The 740-nt window shown below is 67.7% G+C and carries 1 protein-coding gene and 1 pseudogene; both read left to right on the top strand.

Annotated features, from left to right (window positions below; translation table 11 throughout):
- Positions 1-427: pseudogene (locus EKA13_RS27445) on the top strand (ParA family protein); the annotation flags it as partial.
- The gene (locus EKA13_RS27440) at positions 411-659 is read left to right on the top strand and encodes a hypothetical protein (protein WP_003158606.1); all 249 of its coding nucleotides are present in this window, start codon (positions 411-413) and stop codon (positions 657-659) included. The pseudogene EKA13_RS27445 and the gene EKA13_RS27440, both read left to right, overlap by 17 nt.
- Positions 660-740: the final 81 nt, after the last annotated feature.

Here is a 740-nt window from a genome sequence, read left to right as displayed (position 1 = left end):
AATTCTCGCCGCCCGCGAGCTGCGGCGCGGCACCATGCAGTTGCTGGAGGACATTGCACCGTACCGGCAGCTGGGCATCGCGCCGCCGCCGCTGCATCTGCTCATCAACCGCGTCCATCCGGTGTCCGCCAACGCCCGCCTGATCCAGCAGGCGCTGCGCGATCTGTTCCAGGACCATGCTGACATCCGTGTGTTGGCTACCGACGTGCCGGCCATTGAGGCTTATCCGCGTGCTGCTACGCGCGGCCTGCCGGTGCATCGGGTCGAGTACCGCCAGCCAGTGGGCAGAGTCGCTCCCGCCGCGCTCGCCACCATGCGCGATCTTGCCGGCGAATTGCTCCCGCAGTGGCAGGATCGATTTGCCGCAGTGTCCGGCCGTCCGCCACAGCCTCTTGATACCAGGAGGCCCCATGGCCAACGCACATGAACTGGCCCGAGGTCACAGCCGGCTGCGCGCCCTGATCGAGTTCGCCGTGGGCGAAGGCTGGCACGTCAAGCGCACGGCGGGCGGTCACCTCAAGTTCACCAAGTCAGGCTGCGCCGCGATCTACACCAGTTCGACGGCCAGCGATCACCGGGCAGCCCTCAACGCCCGTGCGCAGATCCGTCGCGCCGAGCGCGAGACCCGATCCCAAGCGCAGGGGGGCGGCCATGACTGAGATCACTTCCCAGCAGATGGCCGGCAAACTGCTTGCGTCCGGGTTCGAGCGCAGCGGCCCGTCAGCAACGACCTTGAGCGA

The organism is Pseudomonas defluvii, assembly GCF_001695625.1.
GTDB classification, from domain to species: domain Bacteria; phylum Pseudomonadota; class Gammaproteobacteria; order Pseudomonadales; family Pseudomonadaceae; genus Aquipseudomonas; species Aquipseudomonas defluvii.
The sequence above is the reverse complement of the archived record's forward strand: the minus strand, read 5'-3'. Positions and strand labels throughout refer to the sequence as shown.